Here is a 14,214-nt window from a genome sequence, read left to right as displayed (position 1 = left end):
AACCGGACACGTCCCCGCGGCATCCGGCCGTCTCACGCCGTGCGCAGCCGCCGGGCGAGCTCCAGCTGACGCTCCTCGACCGGCCGGCCGTCGGCCACGTCCCACAGGGCGTTCTGCAGCAGCCGGCCCAGCGTCCAGGCACGGGCTCGCTCCCGGTCCAGGCCGAGCACCTCCGTCATCGCGTCGAAACGCCGGCGCACCCCGGCCGCCTCGAAGCGGTTGTCCAGCGCGGGCCACAGCTCGAAGCCGGGGTCACCCGCGAGCGGCTTGGGATCGATCGCGAGCCAGTCGGCACGGTCGGCGGCGAGGACGTTCTCGAAGTGAAGGTCCCAGTGCAGCAGCCGGTCACCGGGCTCGGCGGCCACCTCCCGCACGGCGGCCGCGCAGTCCGCGACCGTACGGCGGGTGCGGACGTCGGGGATCCGCTCCAGCGCCCACGGGGTCCGCTCCAGCATCGCCTCGGTGATGTCACCTAGGCGGCGCATGCCCGGCGGCGCCGGGAACGACGTCAGATGCGCCAGCAGCCGGGCGATGACCAGCACGGCCTCGTGCGTGTCGGGCACGGCGGACAGCATCCGGGACGCGTCCAGCCGCTCCAGGAGCATGGTGCCCGTCGCCGGATCGTGGTCGAGGAGCCGTACGGCCCCGTCACCGTCCCACACCCGCAGCGCGACCGGTTCGCCCTCGCTCTCCTCGTCCCGCAGCTGCAGTTTGAGCACCGCGGGGCCGCCGTCGGCACGGACGACCGGCAGCACCAGCGCACTGACACCGTTCATCGAGCGCCCGTCCAGCCGCAGTCGCCAGCGGTCCAGGAAGGCCGCCGCGAGATCCGGCAGCCCGGCGACGAAGGCCCGCCCCGCCGCGCCGTTGTACCTCTCCTGCGCTTCCGCCAGATCACCGGGGATGTCGATCACGGACCGGACGATACTGGCGTGCGTGAATCGGCTCATGCGAATTATCCGGGGCACCGGCGGCGTGCGGGCGTACATCCGCAGCGCTCCCGGCACCTACGTGTGGCTGACGATCCTCTTCGTCACGACCGTCGCCCTGCACCACATGTCGCCGGAGTTCGAAGAGCACTTCCTGCGGCAGCGGTCGACCAACATCCACGAGCTGTCCCGCAACCCGGTGCGGGTGCTCGTGGCCAGCGCGATGTGGATCGACGGCGGCCACTGGATCCCGTACGTCGTGCTGTACACGGTGTTCCACGCGCAGGCCGAACGCTGGCTGGGCACCCTCCGCTGGTTCACGGTGTGCGCCCTGGCGCACGTGCTGGCCACGCTGATCAGCGAGGGCGCCCTGCTGCTGGCGATCCGGGACGGCATCGCCCCGCACTCGGCGGTCAACACCCTGGACGTCGGGGTGAGTTACGCGCTGGCGGGGGTCATCGGCGTGCTCAGCTACCGGATCGCGGCGCCCTGGCGGTACGCCTACCTGCCGGTGGTCCTGGTCCTCTTCGGGGTGTCCCTGGCCGTGGGCCGGTCCTTCACCGAACTCGGCCACTTCGTCTCCGTACTGATCGGGCTGGCCTGCTACCCGCTGGCGAGGGGCCGCGGAAAAGCATGGAATCCGAAGGAGACACTGGCCGCACTCAGGGGTTAACGTCCCGGCCATGAGCAGCTCGGCAAGCAGTGTCGTCAACGGCGGGATCTCCTTCTGGTACACGGACGACGGCATCCCGGCGGTGCGGGAGCCGCTGTCCGGGGACGCCACGGCCGACGTCGTCATCGTCGGCGGCGGCTACACCGGCCTGTGGACCGCGTACTACCTCAAGAAGGCGGCCCCCTTCCTCCGCATCACCGTCCTGGAGCAGAAGTTCTGCGGCTACGGCGCCTCCGGCCGCAACGGAGGCTGGCTGTACAACGGCATCGCCGGCCGCGACCGGTACGCCGGGCTGCACGGCCGCGAGGCCGCCGTACGGCTGCAGAAGGCGATGAACGACACCGTGACCGAGGTCATCACGGTCACCGGGGCCGAGGGCATCGAGGCGGACGTGCACCGCGGCGGCGTCCTCGAAGTCGCCACCACCCCCGCCCAGTTGGCCCGCCTCAAGGCCTTCCACGAGCACGAGCTCTCCTACGGCGAGAAGGACCGCGAACTGTACGGCGCCCGGGAGACGGCCGAGCGCATCCGGGTCGCGGACGCGGTCGGCTCCACCTGGACCCCGCACGGAGCCCGCCTGCACCCCGTGAAACTGGTCAAGGGACTCGCGGCCGTGGTGGAGTCCCTGGGCGTCACCGTCCACGAATGCACCCCGGTGACGGAGATCCGCCCCCGGCACGCCGTCACCCCCTACGGCACCGTCCGCGCCCCCTACGTCCTGCGCTGCACGGAGGGCTTCACGGCGTCCCTGAAGGGCCAGAAGCGCACCTGGCTCCCCATGAACTCCTCCATGATCGCCACCGAGCCGCTGACCGACGACCAGTGGGCGGCGATCGGCTGGGACGGCCGGGAAACCCTCGGCGACATGGCCCACGCCTACATGTACGCCCAGCGCACCGCCGACGGCCGGATCGCGCTCGGCGGCCGCGGGGTGCCGTACCGGTTCGGGTCGAGGACGGACAACGACGGCCGTACCCAGCCGGCGACCATCGAGGCCCTGCACGAGATCCTGACCCGCTTCTTCCCCGCGCTGGCGGGCGTGCGGGTGGCACACGCCTGGTCGGGTGTGCTGGGTGTGCCCCGCGACTGGTGCGCCACGGTGACGCTCGACCGCTCCACCGGCCTCGGCTGGGCCGGCGGCTACGTCGGCTCCGGCGTGGCCACCGCCAACCTGGCCGCCCGCACCCTGCGGGACCTGGTCCAGCAGGACTCCGGCCAGGCCGGCCGCACCGAGCTGACGGACCTGCCCTGGGTGGACCACAAGGTCCGCAAGTGGGAACCGGAACCCTTCCGCTGGCTCGGCGTCCACGGCATGTACGCCACCTACCGCACCGCCGACCGGCGCGAACGCCTCCACCCGGGGACGGAGTCCTCGCGGCTGGCGAAGGTGGCGGACCGGCTGGCGGGACGGCACTGAGGCGACACGACGAGAAGGGCCCCGGTCACGAGAGCGGTCCCAGGATCTCCTGGGACTCGATGAGCCCCTGCTCACTGGGGGCCTCACCGTCACCGAGGACGCGTGTGGCCTGCCGGGCCCGGAACGCGAGATGTGCTTCGGCGGGCCTGGGGTAGCCGTGGCGGGCACGGGCTTCGGCGGGTGTCAGCACCTCCTGCCTGCGGGGCGGGATGCCGAGCTTGACCGGCGCGACCACCGCGACCGTGGAGGGCGAGATCCTGCCCAGCAGGCGCAGTTCGACCCTGGGGTCGAGGTGGGCGAGCGCGAAGGCCGTCTTCATGACGGGCACGATGAGGATGTCGAGGAGGCGTGACTGCCGGATCCCGGCCATCTCACGCATCCAGCGCGGCATCGTGGCGATCGTGGCGATCCGCTGCGCCTTCGCGACGGCCAGGCTCGCCGGCTTCGCCCAGCGCGGCACCGGCGGCAGGACGAGCTCGGTCCTGAGCAGGTGGTGCATGGCCTGCCGGGCGATCGGGCTGGCGGACAGCCGCGGGCGCATCCGTTCGAAGTACGCCCGGACTCCTTCACGGCTGCGGGGAACGTCGTCGGGGGAGCACGTCTGCAGTTCCGCGGCCAGGGCACACGCCTCCCAGTACTCCTTCTCCTCCTGCGCGGAGAGCTTGCCGGGCCCGTACTTCTCGTAGGCGTAGAGGATCGAGTGCCAGCCGGTGAGCTGGATCCACAGCTGCGAGGCGGGGTCGTTGGCATCGTAGGTCCCGCCGCCGTAGGGCAGTTGGCCGATCGCCTTGGAGTGGATCTTGACCAGGATGTCGGCGGCCTCGCACACCTGTCGTGAACCGGCGAAGGCCACCATCGCGAAGTACTTCAGGGTCCGGTCGTAACGGGTGCGGGAGCGCCGGTAGATGCCCTGGGTGGCATGGACGGCGGCCACCAGCGGCGGGTCGAGTTCCTCCACCACCACGGCTCGCTGGAAGCCCACCGTCGGTGCCGTCGGATAGCTCCAGACCTTCCAGACCACCGAGCCCGGACCGAAGAAGCCGTAGTCCTCGTGCGGTTCGATCCCGTCGTGCTCCCGTTTCGCCATGGGGCCGCTCCTCGTGCGTCCGCGGCGTATGCCGCCCTCAATTACGACACTGCTGTCTTAAATTAAGACACGCGTGTCGTAAACTGCCAAGGTGTCAGCGCCCCTCTCTTCGCAGGACAGGCCGCGCAAGCGGCGCCCCTACGCCCCGCGCGTGCCGATCGAGCAGCGCCGCGAGCAACTGCTCGACGCGGCCCTCACCGTGATCGTGAACGACGGCTACGACCGGGTCTCCATCGACGCCATCGCGAAGCGGGCCGAGGTCGCCCGGTCGGTGGTCTACGGCGCCTACGAGAACCTCGACGCCCTGCTGGCCGCCCTGCTCGACCGGCAGCAGGCACGCGCCTTCCAACGCCTTCTCCGGACGATCCCCGGCCCGGAGAAACTGCGCGACCCGGCCGCGTTCGCCGCCGAGACCGTGCGCCGGATGTCCGCGATGCTCCACGAGGACCCGGACACCTGGCGGCTGATCCTGCTGCCCCCGGGCAACATGCCCGCGGTCGTGCGCGACCGCATCGAGGCGGACAGGGAGCGGTTCCGGCTCCGGGTCGAGGCGTGGATCTCCCTCGCGCTGGCCGACCGGAGCGGCACGGCACCCGACCCGCGGCTCGACCCGCAGGTCCTCGCCCACGCACTCGTCGCCTGCGCGGAACACTTCGGCCGCCTCGCGCTGACCGATCCCGGCATGTTCGACCCACCGCGCCTGATCGGCCAGCTGCAGGTGATCCTCGGCGCCATCCGGCCACGGACGCGCTGACGACGGCCGGGCGGTCCACGGCCGAAAACAGCGTCTTGCCGGGGAGAACCCCCAGGTCGGAGAGTTTTTCCAGAGCCCCCTGTCGGATTCGAACCGACGACCTACGCATTACAAGTGCGTTGCTCTGGCCGGACTGAGCTAAGGAGGCCTGCGCATGGGCGCCCGTGCAGTGTACCCAGGTCCGGGCCCGCTCCCGTCGAAAATTTCCGCGAAGTTCACGACGGCCGGGGTACTGACAGAACGAGTGGTCGCCAGGTAGCGTCCTGAGCCAGTTCGCCCAGTTCACCTGCGTGGACTACATCAACCACCTTCCTACAACGGATCGTCCGGCACGTTCCTGCCGGTAGAAGGGGGCCCATTCACCATGGCCACTGTCACGTTCGACAAGGCGACCCGGATCTACCCGGGTTCCACCAAGCCCGCCGTCGACGCACTCGACATCGCGATCGAGGACGGCGAGTTCCTCGTCCTGGTCGGCCCGTCGGGCTGCGGAAAGTCCACCTCGCTGCGCATGCTCGCGGGCCTGGAGGACGTCAACGGCGGCGCCATCCGCATCGGTGACCGCGACGTCACGCACCTGCCGCCCAAGGACCGGGACATCGCCATGGTGTTCCAGAACTACGCCCTGTACCCGCACATGACGGTCGCCGACAACATGGGCTTCGCGCTCAAGATCGCCGGCGTCAACAAGGCGGAGATCCGGCAGAAGGTCGAGGAGGCCGCGAAGATCCTCGACCTCACCGAGTACCTGGACCGCAAGCCGAAGGCGCTCTCCGGCGGTCAGCGCCAGCGCGTCGCCATGGGCCGCGCGATCGTGCGTGAGCCCCAGGTCTTCCTCATGGACGAGCCGCTGTCCAACCTGGACGCCAAGCTCCGTGTGAGCACCCGTACGCAGATCGCGTCCCTGCAGCGCCGCCTCGGCATCACCACCGTCTACGTCACCCACGACCAGGTCGAGGCCATGACGATGGGCGACCGTGTGGCGGTCCTCAAGGACGGCCTCCTCCAGCAGGTGGACTCGCCGCGGAACATGTACGACAAGCCCGCGAACCTCTTCGTCGCCGGCTTCATCGGCTCCCCCGCCATGAACCTGGTCGAGGTGCCGATCGCCGACGGCGGCGTGAAGTTCGGCAACAGCGTCGTCCCGGTGAGCCGGGACGCCCTGACGGCCGCCTCGGACAAGGGCGACCGCACGGTGACGGTCGGTGTGCGCCCCGAGCACTTCGACGTGGTGGAGCTGGGCGGCGGTGCCGCCGCCTCCCTGACGAAGGACAGCGCGGACGCGCCGGCCGGTCTCGCGGTCTCCGTGAACGTGGTCGAGGAGCTCGGCGCCGACGGCTACGTCTACGGCACCGCCGAGGTCGGCGGCGAGACGAAGGACCTGGTGGTCCGCGTCAACGGCCGCCAGGTGCCGGAGAAGGGCTCCACCCTGCACGTCGTGCCGCGGCCGGGCGAGATCCACGTGTTCTCCACCTCGACGGGTGAGCGCCTCTCCGACTGAGCAGCGCGTTTGCGCCCACGTTGACGAAAGGGGCCCCGCGGAGTGCCGCGGGGCCCCTTTCGTGTGACCCATACCCTCGGATATATCCCGGCACAGCGATCATTTCGGGCGCGGCGCGTCAACCCCCTACCCAGAAACAAGGGCGAGTTCATCCCCCGAAGGGGTGACCAAATGTCGCCAAATCATTACCCCGCGCTACCCTCACACGCGTGAAGCACTCCACCACCCCTCAGACGCGACGCGGCCATCGGGGCGGCCCTGCCCGCCGGATCGGCCGCACTCTCGCCCTCGTCCTGCCCGTCGTCCTGGTGCTCTCCGGGACCCTCGCGGTCACCCGGGTCAACTGGACGGGGAGCCCCTCCAGCTCGGTGCTGGCCGCCTCGGACGTCTCCTCGGCGGAGGTCTCCGCCAAGACGGTCTCCCGCGCCCCGCAGGACGTGCTCCGCGACCAGCTGATCACCGAGCTGCAGAAGAAGGACCCGGGGGTCGTCCTGACCCACCTGCAGCAGGCCGTCAACGGCCACCCCTCGCTGGCCCGGCACTGCGCCGCCATCGCCCGCTCCCTGGGCCAGGCCGCGGCACGCATCTACGGCGTTCCGCGCGCCCAGTCCTATGCCCGCCCGGTGTGCGACACGTCGTTCGCCTCCGGCGTCCTCGCCGCACGCGGCTGAGGTTCCGGGCAGGCCGGTGCCGGAACGCGCCGCTGCCGGACGACCCGGGCGGGGGCGCCACGTACAGTGCGGTCATGACCCATCCCAACGCCGCGTCGCGCCCCACCCAGGCCGTGGTCCTGGCCGGTGGCCAGGGCTCCCGGCTGCGTCCGTACACCGACGACCGGCCCAAGCCGATGGTCGAGATCCCCGGCACGGGCACCCCGATCATCGGCCACCAGCTGACCTGGCTCGCCGAGGAAGGCGTGACCGACGTGGTGGTCTCCTGCGGCCACCTCGCCGACGTCCTGCAGAAGTGGCTGGACTCCGCCGACCTGCCCGTCTCCGTCACCACCGTCGTGGAGAGCGAACCCCTCGGCCGCGGCGGCGGCCTCAAGTACGCCGCCGCGCGTCTCCCCCGCCCCGACCGGCCCTGGTACGCCACCAACGGCGACATCTGGACCCGCTTCTCCCTGCGGGAGATGGCCGACTTCCACACCGAGCGGGACGCGGTGGCGACCCTGGCCCTGGCCCGGCCGCGTATCCCCTGGGGGGCGGTGAAGACCGACGGGTTCGGGCACATCACCGACTTCATCGAGGCTCCGCCGTCGACGTTCGAGATCAACGCGGGCGTGTACGTCTTCTCGCCCGAGTTCGCCGAGTCGCTGCCCGAGCGGGGGGACCACGAGCGCACGACGTTTCCCCGGCTGGCCCGGCAGCAGAAGCTCTTCGGGTTCCCCATTCCGCAGGGGGCGTACTGGCGGGCCATCGACACGGCCAAGGACCTGACCGAGGCGGCCAAGGAGCTCGCGGCTCTGGGCCGGTAGTCGTCCGCGAAAAGGCCCCGCACCTCACCGGGTGCGGGGCCTCCTCCTTCTGGGGACGGTTACCCGAGCAGGCCGCCCACCAGGCCTTCCTGGCCGCCGGACGAGTTGCCGCCGGAGCCACCGGTGCCGCCGCCCGACGACGAGCTGCCCCCGGTGGAGCTGCCACCGGTGCTCGTCGGGCCGGCCGTGGTGCTGGGGGCGCCGCCGGTCGGGGAGGACTGGCGGGGCGAGGTCTGGCCCAAGGTGCCCTGGGTCTGGCTGGGAGCCGTGGCCGTGCCGCCGGCCGTCCGGGTGGCGCCCGGAGTCGTCGGCGCGCCGGACGGGCTCGCACCGGCCGTGGCGCCGCCCGTGGGCGAGCTGGAGGCCGCCGGGGTCCGCTTGTCGCGCCGGCCGGTGTCCTGCGGGAGCGGGGAGCCGGGGAGGTTGTTGCGGGGGGCCTCGCCGGGGCCGGGGACGACCACACGGCTGGAGTCGCGGACGGCGCCGCCGAGCAGGGAGCCGGCCAGCAGGGTCAGACCGACCGTGACGACGGTGACCAGCGCGCCGCGGCGCAGGACGTACTGGCGCAGGTCCCAGATGTCGGCGCGGGGGCCGAGGCGGCGCCAGGCGCTGGCCGCGATACGGCCGTCCACGGAGTAGACGGGGGCGCCGGCGATGATCAGCGGGGACCAGGCGGCGAGGTAGACGATGTCGGGGGCGTCGTAGGCGGGGACCGTCTTCCAGCTGACGGTGACGATCAGCGCCGCGGAGAGCAGGGCGCCGACGACCGCGGCCACGCGCTGCCAGCAGCCCAGGACGGTCAGGACGCCGACGACCACCTGGAGGAACGCGATCACCAGGCCGGAGCCGACCGGGTGGTGCAGGGCGAACTGGCGCAGGGGTTCGGCGACGTCCCACGGGTGCAGGGTGTTGAGCCACTTGACCATCGAGCCGCGCTTGCCGCCGTCGAAGTAGACGGGGTCGCACAGCTTGCCCATGCCGGCGTAGATGGAGATGAAGCCGAGGAAGACGCGCAGCGGCAGCAGGACCACGCCGAGGTTCATCCGGCGGCCGGGGTAGTAGGCGTGCCGGGACGGGTCGTCCGCGTGCCGCCGGCCCGGCCGGGAGTCGTCGGGGTCGTCGTCGTGGTCGAGGTCGTCGTGACCGTCGTAGGGCCCGAGGTCGTCGTCGGTGTAAGGGGGGTCGTCGTAGGCGCCGCCGACCGTGCGCATGTGCGGCAGCAGGCGGGTGCCGTCGGCGTCGGGGGCGGTGCGCTGGTGGCCGACGACGGGGGTCTCGACGGTCTGGTCCAGCGCGTCGTAGGTGTCGGCGTAACCGGTCTGGACGCGCGGGATGACCTGGGTGGCTCCGGCCTCGGGCTCGTCGGCGTGGCGGACGCTGCTGCCCCGCACGGCCTGGAGGAGCCGGTGGGCGCCGGTGTCGTCGGGGGCGGACTTGCCGCTCCACACGACGGGGCGGCGGCGGCCGGCTGCGGCCCGGGCCGCCGCGCCCACGACGGGCATGCGGGCGGCGTCCTGGGTGGCGCTCAGATGCCGGGCGATCCGCGGGGATTGGGTGCGCTTCGCCGACGCGCCCAGCTGCACGCGGAAGCTGACGTGATTGACGATGACCTGCGCCGGATCGCTCGGCACCTTCACCATGCTCAGCGCGGGAGCGTCGTCGTATCCCGACGAGCGGTCCCCCGTGGGTGTGCGGGGTGTTCTGGTGTCCACACGCATCTAACCGAGTGACGTGGTGTTAGGACACTGCTTTGACGGGGCGGATGTGTCCGGACCCCGTCAAAGCCGCCTCGAACGCCATATGGGCGCCGAAATTCCCCCGCGGGGGTGAAGTTACGGACGGTTGTTCAGCTCCGCCTGCGAGCCGCCTCGTACAGGACGATCCCGGCCGCGACACCCGCGTTCAACGACTCGGCGCCGCCCGGCATCGGGATGCGGACGCGGAAGTCGCAGGTCTCACCGACCAGGCGGGACAGCCCCTTGCCCTCGCTGCCGACGACGATGACGACGGGGCCCTCCAGGGCCTCCAGCTCGCCGAGTTCGGCCTCGCCGTCCGCCGCCAGGCCGACGACCGTGAGGCCGGCCTTCTTGTAGGCCTCCAGGGCGCGGGTGAGGTTGGTGGCACGGGCGACCGGGGTGCGGGCCGCCGTACCGGCGGAGGTCTTCCAGGCGCCGGCGGTCATACCGGCCGAGCGGCGCTCGGGCACGACCACGCCGTGCCCGCCGAAGGCGGAGACGGAGCGGACGACCGCGCCGAGGTTGCGCGGGTCGGTGACGCCGTCGAGCGCGACGACCAGCGGGTCCTCGCCCCCGTCGGCGGCGGCGTCGAGCAGGTCCTCGGGGTGCGCGTACTCGTACGGCGGCACCTGCAGGACCAGGCCCTGGTGGTTGAGGCCGTTCGTCATGCGGTCCAGCTCGGGACGCGGGGCCTCCATGAGGTTGATGCCGCCGCGCTCGGCGGCGAGCTGGAGGGCCTCGCGGACGCGCTCGTCGCTGTCGATGAACTGCTGGACGTAGAGCGTCGAGGCGGGGACGCCCTCGCGGAGTGCCTCGACGACCGGGTTGCGGCCGACGACCAGCTCGGAGGCCGACTTGCCGCCACGGCCCCGGGCCACGGGGCGGCGCGCGGCCTGCTTCGCCTTGGCCGTGGCGATGCGGTTCTTCTTGTGGCCCTTGCGCATCTCGGCCGGCGGGGTCGGCCCCCTGCCCTCCAGGCCCTTGCGCCGCTGGCCGCCACTGCCGACCTGCGCGCCCTTCTTGCCGGACATGCGACGGTTGTTCGCGGCCATGACCTACCTGTTCTCTGCGAAAAAGTGTGCGTACGTCTATGCAGTGTGCCGCCCGGGGAGCCGGGCGGCACAATCGATCAAGGACCGGGGGCTACCGGGAGCCGAGGCTCCAGCGCGGGCCCTGCGGGCTGTCCTCGATGACCAGGCCGGCCTGGCCCAGCTGGTCGCGGATGGCGTCGGCGGTGGCCCAGTCCTTGCGGGCGCGGGCCGACTCGCGCTGGTCCAGGACCAGGCGGACCAGGCTGTCCACCACGTCGTGCAGGTCCTCGCCCTGGCCGGTGTCCTCGCCGGCCCAGTGCTCGTCCAGCGGGTCCAGGCCCAGGACGCCCAGCATGGCCCGCACCTCGGCGAGCCGTGCCACCGCGGCTTCCTTGTCGTCCGCGGCCAGCGCGCTGTTGCCCTGCCGGACGGTGGTGTGCAGCACGGCCAGGGCCTGCGGGACGCCCAGGTCGTCGTCCATGGCCTCGGCGAACGCCGGCGGGACCTCGGCGGCCGGCTCCACTCCCTTGCCGGCCAGCTCGGTGACCCGCTGCACGAAGCCCTCGATCCGCGCGAACGCCGACTCGGCCTCGCGCAGCGACTCCTCGCTGTACTCCAGCATCGACCGGTAGTGCGGGGCACCCAGGTAGTAGCGGAGCACGATCGGCCGCCACCGCTTGACCATCTCGCTGACCAGGACACTGTTGCCGAGCGACTTGGACATCTTGTCGCCGGCCATCGTCACCCAGGCGTTGTGCACCCAGTACCGGGCGAAGTCGTCGCCGTAGGCCTTGGACTGGACGATCTCGTTCTCGTGGTGCGGGAAGATCAGGTCCAGGCCGCCGCCGTGGATGTCGAACGCGGAGCCCAGGTACTTGTGCGCCATCGCCGAGCACTCCAGGTGCCAGCCGGGCCGGCCCGCACCCCATGGGGTGGGCCAGGTCGGCTCGCCGGGCTTGGCGGCCTTCCACATGGCGAAGTCCCGGGGGTCACGCTTGCCGGTCTCGCCCTCGCCGGACGGCTGCAGCAGGTTGTCCAGCTCCTGCCGGGACAGCTGCAGGTACCCGGGGAAGGACCGTACGTCGAAGTAGACGTTGCCGTCGGCGGCGTAGGCGTGCCCGCGCTCGATCAGGCGCTGCATCATCTCGACCATCTCGGTGATGTGGCCGGTCGCGCGCGGCTCGTACGTCGGCGGCAGGCAGCCCAGCGCCGTGTAGCCCTCGTTGAAGGCGCGCTCGTTCTCGTACCCGATCGACCACCACGGCCGGCCCTGTTCCTGCGCCTTGGCGATGATCTTGTCGTCGATGTCCGTGACGTTGCGGACGAAGGTCACCTCGTAGCCGCGGTAGGAGAACCAGCGGCGCATGATGTCGAAGTTCAGACCCGACCGGATGTGTCCGATGTGCGGTGCCGCCTGCACGGTGGCGCCACAGAGGTAGATCGAGACACAACCCTGCTTGAGTGGGGTGAAATCGCGGATCTGCCGGGCGCTGGTGTCGTACAGGCGAATGGTCACCCCTCCAGGGTAGTGGGCGCGAGAGGGTGCCTCACGCCCCTTCCCCACAATGCCGGGGCTCAGAGCGCCCCGACGACCTTCCTCGGCCTGATCCGCACGATCACCCGCTGGGCGTCGTTCGCCGCGGCGGGATTGAAGTCGGCGTATTTCCTGCCCGTGTACTTCTCGCTCAGTTCGTCGATGAATTCCGCGGCGCCCTCGGTCGTCATCTCGGCGGTGCCGCGGATCTCGGCGTACTCGTAGGGCTGGTCGGGGTCCATGACGACGACCGTCACCCGGGGATCGCGGTCCAGGTTCTTCTTCTTGCGGCGGTCGACCGTGGTGGAGAAGAGGAGGTCGTCATCGTCACGCTTCACCCAGACGGGGGACAACTGGGGGCTGCCGTCGGGCTGGACGGTGCCGACGACGACGAACACCTTGCCGTCGAGCAGGGACTTCAGACGGTCGGACAGTACGGCGGACATGGGCACCCTCCGGAATCCAGGGATCACTGGTGGCCGTGTGGGTACCCTCGCACGGCCTCAGTCCACCCGCACCACGAGTGCCGTCGCCACCGCCATCAAACCCTCCTCGCGGCCCGGGAAGCCGAGGCCGTCGGTCGTGGCGCCGGAGACGGAGACGGGCGCGCCGGCCGCCTCGGAGAGGATCTTCTGGGCCTCGTCGCGGCGCTTGCCGATCTTCGGGCGGGGGCCGACCACCTGGACGGCGATGTTGCCGATGGTGAAGCCCGCCTCGCGGACGATCCGGGCCGCCTCGGTGAGCAGGGTGGTTCCGGAGGCTCCGGACCACTCGGGGCGGCCGGTGCCGAAGTGCTGTCCGAGGTCGCCCAGTCCGGCGGCGGAGAAGAGGGCGTTGCACGCGGCGTGGGCGACGACGTCCGCGTCGGAGTGCCCGGCCAGGCCCGGCCCCTCGCCCTCCCACTTCAGGCCCGCGCACCACAGCTCGCGGCCCTCCTCGAAGGCGTGGATGTCGGTGCCGATGCCGACCTGGGGAAGCACCACCGGTGACTGCTCAGAAGCCATCGTTGAGCCTCCTGCGGGCGAGGACCGCCTCGGCGAGGACCAGGTCGAGGGGGCGGGTGACCTTGAAGGCCTCCTCGTGCCCGGGGACGGCGACGACCGTCACACCCAGCTGCTCGACCATGCTCGCGTCGTCGGTGACCTGGTCGCCGACGCTCTCGTGGGCCCGGACCAGGGTCGCGCGGTCGAAGCCCTGGGGAGTCTGGACGGCGCGCAGGCGGGCCCGCTCGGGGGTGGCGACGACCGGCTCGGGGGCGTCGGGTTCGGCCGCGGGCTCGACCTCCTTGACGGTGTCGGCGAGCGGGAGCGCGGGGACCACGGCGGCGGCGCCGTCGCGTACGGCCTCGATGACCGCGTCGACCGTGTCGACCGGGACCAGCGGGCGGGCCGCGTCGTGGACGAGGACGATGCCGTACTCGGGCGGCAGGGCGTCCAGGCCGAGCCTGACCGATTCCTGGCGGCTGTCCCCGCCGGGGACGACGAGGAAGTCGGTCCGGTCGGGCAGGGCGTGTGCGTCCAGGAGGGACTTGACCTCGGCGGCGCCGTCCGGCGGGGCCACGACGATCACCAGGGCGACATGGCGGGACGCGGCGAGCGCGCGGACCGCGTGGATGAGCATGGGCGTGCCGTTCAGCGCGCGCAGCGCCTTGGGGGCCCCCGGACCGAGGCGTACGCCCCGGCCGGCTGCTGGAATCACGGCGGCGACGGGGTTCGACGCGGGTGAGGGGCGCGATTCGTCAGACATCGGTTCCTGTCAGGTTTGTGTGCTCGACCTAGGTGGGTATGGCCTGGAGGAGTGCCGGGCGCGACGCCTTGACCGGACCCTTTCCGTGACCCTGGTCGAGCCATCTGCCCGGGCCCGGCACATCAAGTATCGGGGGGCTTGCTTCTCGGGGGCTTTCCGAAGAACACGGAAGAGCGGCGAAGAGCGGGGCCTTTTCCGTGACCAGGGCGCGATGGGTATCCGGCGCCATGGGTACGAACATGCCGCAGCGCCCGGCGACAGGATCAGTGTCATCGGGCACCGCGGCATTTACTGTGCTGAGCGTTTCGGGAGCGAGGGATCGCTGCCGT

The 14,214-nt window shown here is 71.5% G+C and carries 14 protein-coding genes and 1 tRNA gene; 6 read left to right on the top strand and 9 right to left on the bottom strand.

The features are described from left to right. Positions 1–32: 32 nt before the first annotated feature. The gene (locus IE244_RS11160; protein ID WP_191873027.1) at positions 33–950 is read right to left on the bottom strand and encodes an aminoglycoside phosphotransferase family protein; all 918 of its coding nucleotides are present in this window, start codon (positions 948–950) and stop codon (positions 33–35) included. Between IE244_RS11160 and IE244_RS11155 the strand changes: the two genes are divergently transcribed. Then, positions 949–1,602: a rhomboid-like protein gene (locus tag IE244_RS11155; protein WP_191873025.1), complete on the top strand. Its 654-nt coding sequence runs from the start codon at positions 949–951 to the stop codon at positions 1,600–1,602. The genes IE244_RS11160 and IE244_RS11155 overlap by 2 nt on opposite strands. A gap of 10 nt (positions 1,603–1,612) precedes the next feature. Further along, on the top strand, positions 1,613–3,019 hold the full coding sequence (locus IE244_RS11150) for an NAD(P)/FAD-dependent oxidoreductase (protein ID WP_191873023.1): 1,407 nt from the start codon (positions 1,613–1,615) through the stop codon (positions 3,017–3,019). 25 nt (positions 3,020–3,044) lie between these two features. On the opposite strand, the gene IE244_RS11145 is transcribed toward IE244_RS11150, so the two are convergent. Beyond that, complete coding sequence (locus IE244_RS11145) at positions 3,045–4,106, bottom strand: oxygenase MpaB family protein (RefSeq protein WP_191873021.1); 1,062 nt, start codon at positions 4,104–4,106, stop codon at positions 3,045–3,047. Positions 4,107–4,197: 91 nt separating this feature from the next. Between IE244_RS11145 and IE244_RS11140 the strand changes: the two genes are divergently transcribed. Then, a complete protein-coding gene (locus IE244_RS11140; protein WP_191873020.1) occupies positions 4,198–4,860 on the top strand; it encodes a TetR/AcrR family transcriptional regulator in 663 nt (220 codons plus the stop codon). Between the two features lie 73 nt (positions 4,861–4,933). Here the strand turns inward: IE244_RS11140 and IE244_RS11135 are convergent. After that, positions 4,934–5,008 (bottom strand) — tRNA-Thr (locus IE244_RS11135). A 216-nt stretch (positions 5,009–5,224) separates the two neighbouring features. On the opposite strand from IE244_RS11135, the gene msiK reads away from it, so the two are divergent. The 3 genes from msiK (at position 5,225) to IE244_RS11120 (ending at position 7,838) form a co-directional block, all read left to right on the top strand. Continuing rightward, positions 5,225–6,361, top strand: a complete 1,137-nt coding sequence (gene msiK / locus IE244_RS11130) for a diacetylchitobiose ABC transporter ATP-binding protein MsiK (RefSeq protein WP_031170853.1) — start codon at positions 5,225–5,227, stop codon at positions 6,359–6,361. Positions 6,362–6,570: 209 nt separating this feature from the next. Then, the gene (locus IE244_RS11125; RefSeq protein ID WP_191873018.1) at positions 6,571–7,032 is read left to right on the top strand and encodes a hypothetical protein; all 462 of its coding nucleotides are present in this window, start codon (positions 6,571–6,573) and stop codon (positions 7,030–7,032) included. Between the two features lie 74 nt (positions 7,033–7,106). Further along, positions 7,107–7,838: a nucleotidyltransferase family protein gene (locus tag IE244_RS11120; RefSeq protein ID WP_191873016.1), complete on the top strand. Its 732-nt coding sequence runs from the start codon at positions 7,107–7,109 to the stop codon at positions 7,836–7,838. A gap of 59 nt (positions 7,839–7,897) precedes the next feature. Here the strand turns inward: IE244_RS11120 and IE244_RS11115 are convergent, their stop codons facing one another. The 6 genes from IE244_RS11115 to ispD form a co-directional block, all read right to left on the bottom strand. After that, the gene (locus tag IE244_RS11115) at positions 7,898–9,556 is read right to left on the bottom strand and encodes a DoxX family membrane protein (RefSeq protein WP_191873014.1); all 1,659 of its coding nucleotides are present in this window, start codon (positions 9,554–9,556) and stop codon (positions 7,898–7,900) included. Between the two features lie 128 nt (positions 9,557–9,684). Then, a complete protein-coding gene (rlmB, locus tag IE244_RS11110; RefSeq protein ID WP_191873011.1) occupies positions 9,685–10,626 on the bottom strand; it encodes a 23S rRNA (guanosine(2251)-2'-O)-methyltransferase RlmB in 942 nt (313 codons plus the stop codon). A gap of 91 nt (positions 10,627–10,717) precedes the next feature. After that, positions 10,718–12,121, bottom strand: a complete 1,404-nt coding sequence (gene cysS / locus IE244_RS11105) for a cysteine--tRNA ligase (RefSeq protein ID WP_191873009.1) — start codon at positions 12,119–12,121, stop codon at positions 10,718–10,720. Between the two features lie 59 nt (positions 12,122–12,180). Then, the gene (locus tag IE244_RS11100) at positions 12,181–12,585 is read right to left on the bottom strand and encodes a PPOX class F420-dependent oxidoreductase (RefSeq protein WP_191873007.1); all 405 of its coding nucleotides are present in this window, start codon (positions 12,583–12,585) and stop codon (positions 12,181–12,183) included. A gap of 57 nt (positions 12,586–12,642) precedes the next feature. Further along, a complete protein-coding gene (gene ispF, locus IE244_RS11095) occupies positions 12,643–13,143 on the bottom strand; it encodes a 2-C-methyl-D-erythritol 2,4-cyclodiphosphate synthase (RefSeq protein WP_031170837.1) in 501 nt (166 codons plus the stop codon). Continuing rightward, on the bottom strand, positions 13,133–13,885 hold the full coding sequence (gene ispD, locus IE244_RS11090; protein ID WP_191873005.1) for a 2-C-methyl-D-erythritol 4-phosphate cytidylyltransferase: 753 nt from the start codon (positions 13,883–13,885) through the stop codon (positions 13,133–13,135). Before ispD ends, ispF begins: the two co-directional genes overlap by 11 nt. Between the last annotated feature and the right edge of the window lie 329 nt (positions 13,886–14,214).

This window comes from Streptomyces filipinensis (assembly GCF_014649495.1).
Classification (GTDB): Bacteria; Actinomycetota; Actinomycetes; order Streptomycetales; family Streptomycetaceae; genus Streptomyces; species Streptomyces filipinensis.
This window is presented reverse-complemented; position numbering and strand designations above follow the sequence as displayed.

What these genes read in the sequence shown, in the direction of transcription:
- IE244_RS11155 (WP_191873025.1), top strand. Translation starts at nt 949, where the DNA reads ATGCGAATTATCCGGGGCACCGGCGGCGTGCGGGCGTACATCCGCAGC.
- IE244_RS11160 (WP_191873027.1), bottom strand. Translation starts at nt 950, where the DNA reads ATGAGCCGATTCACGCACGCCAGTATCGTCCGGTCCGTGATCGACATC.
- IE244_RS11150 (WP_191873023.1), top strand. Translation starts at nt 1,613, where the DNA reads ATGAGCAGCTCGGCAAGCAGTGTCGTCAACGGCGGGATCTCCTTCTGG.
- IE244_RS11145 (WP_191873021.1), bottom strand. Translation starts at nt 4,106, where the DNA reads ATGGCGAAACGGGAGCACGACGGGATCGAACCGCACGAGGACTACGGC.
- msiK (WP_031170853.1), top strand. Translation starts at nt 5,225, where the DNA reads ATGGCCACTGTCACGTTCGACAAGGCGACCCGGATCTACCCGGGTTCC.
- IE244_RS11120 (WP_191873016.1), top strand. Translation starts at nt 7,107, where the DNA reads ATGACCCATCCCAACGCCGCGTCGCGCCCCACCCAGGCCGTGGTCCTG.
- IE244_RS11115 (WP_191873014.1), bottom strand. Translation starts at nt 9,556, where the DNA reads ATGCGTGTGGACACCAGAACACCCCGCACACCCACGGGGGACCGCTCG.
- rlmB (WP_191873011.1), bottom strand. Translation starts at nt 10,626, where the DNA reads ATGGCCGCGAACAACCGTCGCATGTCCGGCAAGAAGGGCGCGCAGGTC.
- IE244_RS11100 (WP_191873007.1), bottom strand. Translation starts at nt 12,585, where the DNA reads ATGTCCGCCGTACTGTCCGACCGTCTGAAGTCCCTGCTCGACGGCAAG.
- ispF (WP_031170837.1), bottom strand. Translation starts at nt 13,143, where the DNA reads ATGGCTTCTGAGCAGTCACCGGTGGTGCTTCCCCAGGTCGGCATCGGC.
- ispD (WP_191873005.1), bottom strand. Translation starts at nt 13,885, where the DNA reads ATGTCTGACGAATCGCGCCCCTCACCCGCGTCGAACCCCGTCGCCGCC.